At 71.5% G+C, this 6887-nt stretch carries 7 protein-coding genes; 3 read left to right on the forward strand and 4 right to left on the reverse strand.

All coding sequences use genetic code 11. The features are described 5' to 3' along the window. Positions 1 to 739, forward strand: a 739-nt coding sequence (locus VGO20_RS20490; protein WP_327504239.1) for an NAD(P)H-dependent oxidoreductase, incomplete at its 5' end; no start/stop codon positions are given. 4 nt (positions 740 to 743) lie between these two features. On the opposite strand, the gene VGO20_RS20495 is transcribed toward VGO20_RS20490, so the two are convergent. From VGO20_RS20495 to VGO20_RS20510, 4 genes are all read right to left on the reverse strand, one after another. Beyond that, positions 744 to 1505: a cyclic nucleotide-binding domain-containing protein gene (locus VGO20_RS20495; protein WP_327504240.1), complete on the reverse strand. Its 762-nt coding sequence runs from the start codon at positions 1503 to 1505 to the stop codon at positions 744 to 746. 105 nt (positions 1506 to 1610) lie between these two features. Then, complete coding sequence (locus VGO20_RS20500) at positions 1611 to 2006, reverse strand: response regulator transcription factor (protein WP_327504241.1); 396 nt, start codon at positions 2004 to 2006, stop codon at positions 1611 to 1613. 140 nt (positions 2007 to 2146) lie between these two features. Then, on the reverse strand, positions 2147 to 2767 hold the full coding sequence (gene fixJ, locus VGO20_RS20505; protein ID WP_327504242.1) for a response regulator FixJ: 621 nt from the start codon (positions 2765 to 2767) through the stop codon (positions 2147 to 2149). Then, positions 2757 to 4295, reverse strand: a complete 1539-nt coding sequence (locus tag VGO20_RS20510; protein ID WP_327504243.1) for a PAS domain-containing sensor histidine kinase — start codon at positions 4293 to 4295, stop codon at positions 2757 to 2759. The genes fixJ and VGO20_RS20510 overlap by 11 nt, the downstream gene beginning before the upstream one ends. A 182-nt stretch (positions 4296 to 4477) precedes the next feature. On the opposite strand from VGO20_RS20510, the gene VGO20_RS20515 reads away from it, so the two are divergent. Further along, positions 4478 to 6178: an NADH-ubiquinone oxidoreductase-F iron-sulfur binding region domain-containing protein gene (locus VGO20_RS20515; protein WP_327504244.1), complete on the forward strand. Its 1701-nt coding sequence runs from the start codon at positions 4478 to 4480 to the stop codon at positions 6176 to 6178. Beyond that, positions 6175 to 6887 (forward strand): 2Fe-2S iron-sulfur cluster-binding protein (locus VGO20_RS20520; protein ID WP_327504245.1); only part of this gene is annotated, 713 nt, incomplete at its 3' end. The genes VGO20_RS20515 and VGO20_RS20520, both read left to right, overlap by 4 nt.

The following is a 6887-nucleotide window of genomic DNA, read 5'->3' on the forward strand; positions in this document are numbered from 1 at the left end:
AGGCGCCATGAAAGTCTTCATCGTCCACGCTCATCCAGAGCCACGCAGCTTCAACGGGGCCCTGACCGAGACGGCCCGGTCCAGCCTTGCCGGCGCCGGCCACGAGGTCGTGGTCTCCGACCTCTACGCCATGGGCTGGCAGGCCCGCTCGGACCGGTCGAACTTCACCAGCGTCGCCGATCCCGCCTATTACAAGCAGCAGGTGGAGGAGGCACGGGCCGCCGAGCTGTCCGCCTTCGCGGCCGACATCCGGCAGGAGCAGGAGAAGCTGTTCGCCTGCGACGCCTTAGTCCTTCAGTTCCCGCTGTGGTGGTTCTCCATGCCGGCCCTGCTCAAGGGCTGGGTCGACCGCGTCTTCGCGGTGGGGGCGGTCTACGGCGGCGGCATGTGGTACGACCGCGGCAGGTTCGCCGGAAAGCGGGCCATGGTCTCGGTGACCGTAGGGGGCCCGGCCTCGATGTACGGGCCGGACGGCCTCAACGGCGACATCGACATGCTGCTCTATCCGATCCAGCACGGCATGCTGCGCTTCGCCGGCTTCGACGTGCTGCCGCCGTTCATCGCCTGGGAGCCGGCCCGCGTCTCCCTGCAGGAGCGGCGGGCCTATCTCGCGGCCTACGAGGAGCGCCTGCGGACGGTCCAGACGACCGAGCCGCTCCGCTTCCCCCATCTGGACGAGTACGACCCGGTGTCGTTCCGCCTGCGCGAAGCCGTCGCCGCCGCGGGAAGCGGGACGTGAGCCTTCAGGCGCACTCGGCCAGGTCGGTGATCCGCACGCGGTCGAGCAGGTCGACCCGGTTGCCCTCGATCAGGCGGATCAGACGGTCGGCCTTCAGCTTGGAGATGGTCCGCGACACGGTCTCGATGGTCAGGCCCAGATAGTCGGCGATGTCGGCGCGGCTCATCGGCAGGTGGACGCGGGTGCCGTCGCCATGCGTGCGCTCGCGCCGCCGCGACAGCGCTATCAGGAAGGAGCAGATCTTCTCCCGGGCGTTCTTGCGCCCGAGCAGCAGCATCTGCTCCTGCGCGGCCACCAGCTCCCGGGCGGTGACGAGCATCAGGCGCCGGCGCAACGCCGCGTCCTCCTCCATCAGGGCCTCCAGCCGCGCGCGGGGAAGGCGCCGGACGGTCGCGGCGGTCACGGCTTCCGCGGTGTAGAGGTGGCTGTCGCCCGACGCGAGCCCCATGAAGTCGCCGGCCTGCACGAAGCCGACGATCTGGCGGCGGCCGTCGGGCAGGAGCTTGCACAGGCGGATCACGCCGTCGGCGACGACGTAGACGGCGTCGGCCCGGTCCCCCTGGTGGAAGACGGCCCGGTCGCGTGCCACGGAGACCGTCTGCGAGAGAGCATCGATCGGGTCCGCTTCCGGACGCAGGCGTGCCGGCGCGCCGCCCGGGAGCTGGAGGATCGTGGCGGTCCCGCGCGCCGGTCCCGGGCGGGAAGGCGTGGCGAAAGCGGGACGATGCACGGGAGCGGCCTGGGGGGTTGCGAGCTGGGCGGCCATTGTCTGTTCTCCGGGTCCTGACTGCGTCGCGTCGGCGGCGTCTGGTGGGGTCAAGCTACGGAAAGCAGACGGTTCTGTTCAGTTCGGTATTGTACGTAAGGGACTCTACGTACCGGGCCGCGCGGCGGGGGGCGGCAGCAGGCTGCTGATGGCGGCGATCAGCGTCTCCTCCTCGAACGGCTTCTCGAGGAAGGCGACGACGCCGGCCCCCCTCGCGCGGGCCACGGTCGCGGGATCGCCCCGGCCGCTGATCATGATGACCGGCATGCCGCGCAGGCGGGGGCCGTAGCGCTCGAGGAATTCCAGGCCGCCCATCACGGGAAGATGCAGGTCGAGAAGCAGGCAGCCCGAGCCGGACCCGTCATAGGTGTCGATGAAGTCGTTGCACGACGCGTAGTCGCGGACGTCGAGACTGAAGGATTCGAGCAGGGTCTTCAGCGAATCCCGGACGGGCTCGTCGTCATCGACGATGTAGACCCGGCCATTGCCCCCATCCGCCACGGCAGCCTCCCGGCCCGCCCGGCGGACCGCGTCTGGTTCCTCATTGCGGCAGGATAGAACCCGTGGCGGGGCCGTCGTAATACGTGTTTCCCCGTACGGTCCGGCATTTGATCCAGGTCAGCCGCCGCGCATCCGGCGGGTCAATCGCCCTTGGGGACGACCCCCGCCTCCAGCGCCATCCTGACCAGCCGGGGCAGGCTCTCGGCCCGCATCTTGTCCATGACCCGCGCACGGTGGATCTCGACCGTCCGCGGGCTGATGGACAGGTGGTGGGCGATCACCTTGTTGGGCCGGCCGGCGACCAAGCCTTCGAGCACGTCGCGCTCGCGCGGGGTCAGGGTGGCCAAGCGGTTCAGCACCTCCGGCGGGCAGGACCGCCCGCGCTGGCGTTCCGCCCTGTCGAGCGCCGTCCGCACGGCGGTCAGGATGATCTCCTCGTCGAAGGGCTTCTGCACGAAGTCCACGGCGCCGGCCTTCATCGCCTGGACCGCCAGCGGCACGTCGCCGTGCCCGGTGATGACGATGACCGGCAGGGCGGAGCCGGTCTCGGCGAGGTGGAGCTGGACCTCGAGGCCCGACATTCCGGGCATGCGGACGTCGACCAGCAGGCAACCGGGGCGGCCGGGGGCGTCGGAGGAGAGGAAGTCGGCGGGCGAGCCGAAGTCCTCGACCCGGAAGCCGGACGTCTCCAGCAGGACCCGGATGGAATCGCGCACGGCCTCGTCGTCGTCGACGACGAACACGGTCGGGTCAGCGGACATCGTCGGCCTCGTACGCCGTGGGGACGGTGAAGCGGAAGATCGTGCCGCCGGCGGGGTCGGCCTCGGGCCAGAGCCGGCCGCCATGGGCATCGACGATGGAGCGGCAGATCGACAGGCCGAGGCCCATCCCCTTCTCCTTCGTCGTCACGAAGGGCTGGAAGAGCTGCTTCATCACCTCGGGCGCGACGCCGGGGCCGGTGTCGCCGACCGACACCACCGCCAAGCCGTCCTCGGCGGGGGCCGGCGCGGTGACGATCGTCAGCTCGCGGCGGGGGCAGCCGGCCATCGCCTCGGTCGCGTTGCGGATCAGGTTGAGAACGACCTGCTGGATCTGGATCTTGTCGACCGAGACCGGCAGGTCCTCGGGATGCAGCTCCAGGCTGACCCGGACCCCGCTCTCCTTGGCGCCGACCAGGGCCAGGGCCGACGCCTCCTCGACGAGCTTGTTCAGGTTCTCGACCGTGCGGTCGGTGTGCCCCTTCTCGATGAAGTTCCGCAGGCGGCGGATGATCTGCCCGGCGCGGCTCGCCTGGGTGACCGCCTTCTCCATCGTCTCGACGACCTTGTCGGTGTCGGGAACGCCGGCCGCTTCCAGCAGGCGGCGGCTCGCCCTCACGTAGTTGATGACGGCGGTCAGCGGCTGGTTCAGCTCATGGGCGAGGGAGGACGCCATCTGGCCCATGGCGCTGACCCTGCCGACATGCAGCAGTTCCGCCTGCAGTTCCTGCAGGCGCTTCTCGGTCGCCTGGCGCTCGGTCAGGTCCCGGACGAAGCCGGTGAACAGCCGCCGTCCGCCGAGATTGACCTCGCCCACCGCCAGTTCCATCGGGAAGGTCGAGGCATCGGAGCGCCGCCCCGACACGATGCGGCCGATGCCGATGATCCGGCGTTCGCCCGTCGTGAGGTAATGGGCCATGTAGCGGTCGTGCTGCTCGCGGTAGGGCGAGGGCATCAGCAGGCTGACATTGCTGCCGACGACCTCCGCGGACCGGTAGCCGAACAGCCGCTCGGCGGCCGGGCTGAAGCTCTCGATGACGCCCCGCTCGTCGATCACGATGATCGCGTCGGGCACGGTTTCCAGGATCGAGCGCAGGCGCGCCTCCCGCTCCCGCAGCGCGGCCTCGACCGACTTGCGCTCGCCAATGTCGCGCATGATGCCGATGAAGACGCGCGTGCCGTCCTGGCGCGCCTCGCCGACCGACAGCTCCAGCGGGAACACGGAGCCGTCGCGGCGCAGCCCCTCGACCTCCCGGCCGATGCCGATGATCCGGCGCTCGCCCGTGTGCAGGTAGCGCGAGAGATAGCCGTCGTGCTCCTCCCGGTAGGGAGGCGGCATCAGCATCTTGACGTTCCGTCCCTCCACCTCGTCGGCCCGCCAGCCGAACATACGCTCGCAGGCGGGATTGAAGGTCAGGACCGTGCCCACCGCGTCCATCACGACGATGCCGTCGGGCGCCGTGTCGATCACCGCCCGCAGCCGGGACCCCGCCGATCCGCTCCCGTCCCCGAGGTCGTTGCCGTAGTCCATCCGCCGGTCGTCCGTGCGCTTGAATCCGGTGCCACGTTAGCGGCGAACCGCACGGCATGTCACCCGTCTCGGCGTCGCGGCCCCCCGTCCGGCACCTCCATCCGTCTTCAGCGCGGTCTTCCGCCCGCGGTGCCGACGGGTTAGGCTTGCCTGCCGTTACCCGAGAGCAGGATCGCAGACGCATGGCTGAGCACGCCGACCGGATCACGCGTGGCCGCAGCACCGGCGGAACCGGCCGCCGGGCTCCGCCTCGTCCGAAGGGGCGGCAGGTCGAGCCGGCAGCGCTGGAGGAGGTCCGAGCACTGCTCGGCGCCGCGCCGCGCTCGCGCGACTTCCTGCTCGACCACCTGCACCGTCTGCAGGACCGCTTCGGTCATCTGAGCGCGCGGCATCTCGCCGCACTCGCCCATGAGCTGCGCCTCGCCCAGGCCGAGGTGTTCGAGGTGGCCAGCTTCTACGCCCATTTCGACCTCGTGATGGAAGGCGAGGCCCCGCCGCCGCCGCTGACGGTCCGGATCTGCGACGGGATCTCGTGCGAGCTCGCGGGTGCGGGCACCCTCGCCGAGGCGGTCGGGGCGGCCGTTCCCTCCGGCGTACGCGTCCTGCGCGCCCCGTGCATGGGGGCCTGCGACCGGGCGCCGGCCGCCGCCGTCGGCCACCGGAGCATCGCGCCCGCGACGCCGGACATGGTCGCGGCGGCGCTTTCGGGCGCGCCGGAGGATGCCGTCCCGCCGTCGTCCCTGCTCGCGGCCTATCGTGCGGCGGGCGGCTACCGCCTGCTCGAGGACTGCCTCCAGGGCCGGCGGACCGCGGAGGACGTGATCGCCATCCTGGAGGACGGGGCGTTGCGCGGCATGGGCGGGGCCGGCTTTCCGACCGGGCGCAAATGGCATTTCGTGCGCTCCGGCCCGGCGCCGCGGATGATGGCGGTGAACGCGGACGAGGGCGAGCCGGGCACGTTCAAGGACCGGCATTTCCTCCTGACCGACCCCCACCGGGTACTGGAGGGCATGCTCGTCGCCGCCTGGGCCGTCGGCGCCGGGCAGGTGGTCTTCTACCTGCGCGACGAATACCCGGACTGCCGTGCGGTGCTGGAAAGGGAGCTGGCGGCCGTCGAGGCGGCCGGGTTGTCGCGGCACGCCTCGGTCCGGCTCGTGCGCGGGGCCGGCGCCTATATCTGCGGCGAGGAATCCGCGATGCTGGAAAGCATCGAGGGCCGGCGGCCGCTGCCGCGCCACAAGCCGCCGTTCCCGGCCCAGTCGGGCCTGTTCGGCAGGCCGACGCTGATCAACAACGTCGAGACGCTGTACTGGGTCCGCGACGTCGTCGAGCGCGGCCCGTCCTGGTGGGCGGCCCAGGGCCGCAACGGCGCCAAGGGACTGCGGGCCTATTCCGTCTCGGGCCGGGTCCGTGAGCCGGGCGTCAAGATCGTCCCGGCCGGGACCACGCTGAACGAGCTGGTCGCCGAGCATTGCGGCGGGATGGCGCAGGGGCATCGCCTCAAGGCCTATCTGCCCGGCGGGGCGTCGGGCGGGCTGCTGCCGGCCTCGATGGCCGACCTGCCGCTGGACTTCGGCGTCCTGGAGCCGCATGGCTGCTTCGTCGGTTCGGGGGCGGTGGTCGTGCTGTCGGACCGCGACGATCTCCGGCAGGTCGCGCTGAACCTGCTGCGCTTCTTCGCCGACGAGAGCTGCGGGCAGTGCACTCCCTGCCGGGTCGGCACGGAGAAGGCCGTGACGCTGATCGAGAAGGCCCCCGGCGAGCATGCGCTGCTCGAAGACCTGGCGCGCGTCATGACCGACGCGTCGATCTGCGGCCTGGGACAGGCCGCGATGAACCCGGTGCGGGCGATCCTGCGCCACTTCCCGGAGGCACTGTCATGAGCAAGGTGTGGTTCCAGCTCGACGGCGCCGAGGCCGAGGCGGCGGAGGGCGAGACGATCTGGCAGGTCGCGCGCCGGCGCGGCGTCGAGATCCCGCATCTCTGCCATTCCGCCGAGCCCGACTACCGGCCCGACGGCAACTGCCGGGCCTGCATGGTCGAGATCGAGGGCGAGCGGGCGCTCGCCGCCTCCTGCATACGCCGGCCGACCCCGGGCATGCGCGTCGTCACCGCGAGCGAGCGCGCCCGCACGGCGCGCCGCCTGGTGTTCGAGCTGCTGCAGGCCGATCAGCCCGACGCGGCGGCGTCTCCCGATCCCGGCTCGCGGTTCCGCCGATGGGCCGACCAGGTCGGGGTGACGGACAGCCGTTTTCCGCCGCGCGCCGCGCGGCCGGAGCCGGACCGCAGCCATCCCGCGATGAGCGTGCGCCTCGACGCCTGCATCCATTGCACGCTGTGCGTCCGGGCCTGCCGCGAGGTCCAGGTCAACGACGTGATCGGCATGGCCGGGCGCGGTGCGGCGGAGCGGATCGTCTTCGACATGGGCGACCCGATGGGCGCAAGCACCTGCGTCGCCTGCGGCGAATGCGTGCAGGCCTGCCCGACCGGCGCACTGATGCCGGCGAGCCTGGTGGACGCGGCGGGCGCGATGGCCGCGCCCCCGGAGCGCGAGGTCGACAGCGTCTGCCCCTATTGCGGCGTCGGCTGCCA

The sequence above is a fragment of the Arenibaculum sp. genome (assembly GCF_035998295.1).
In the GTDB taxonomy this organism is placed as follows: Bacteria; Pseudomonadota; Alphaproteobacteria; order Azospirillales; family Azospirillaceae; genus DASYHS01.

What these genes read in the sequence shown, in the direction of transcription:
- VGO20_RS20510 (WP_327504243.1), bottom strand. Translation starts at nt 4,295, where the DNA reads ATGGACTACGGCAACGACCTCGGGGACGGGAGCGGATCGGCGGGGTCC.
- VGO20_RS20515 (WP_327504244.1), top strand. Translation starts at nt 4,478, where the DNA reads ATGGCTGAGCACGCCGACCGGATCACGCGTGGCCGCAGCACCGGCGGA.
- fixJ (WP_327504242.1), bottom strand. Translation starts at nt 2,767, where the DNA reads ATGTCCGCTGACCCGACCGTGTTCGTCGTCGACGACGACGAGGCCGTG.
- VGO20_RS20495 (WP_327504240.1), bottom strand. Translation starts at nt 1,505, where the DNA reads ATGGCCGCCCAGCTCGCAACCCCCCAGGCCGCTCCCGTGCATCGTCCC.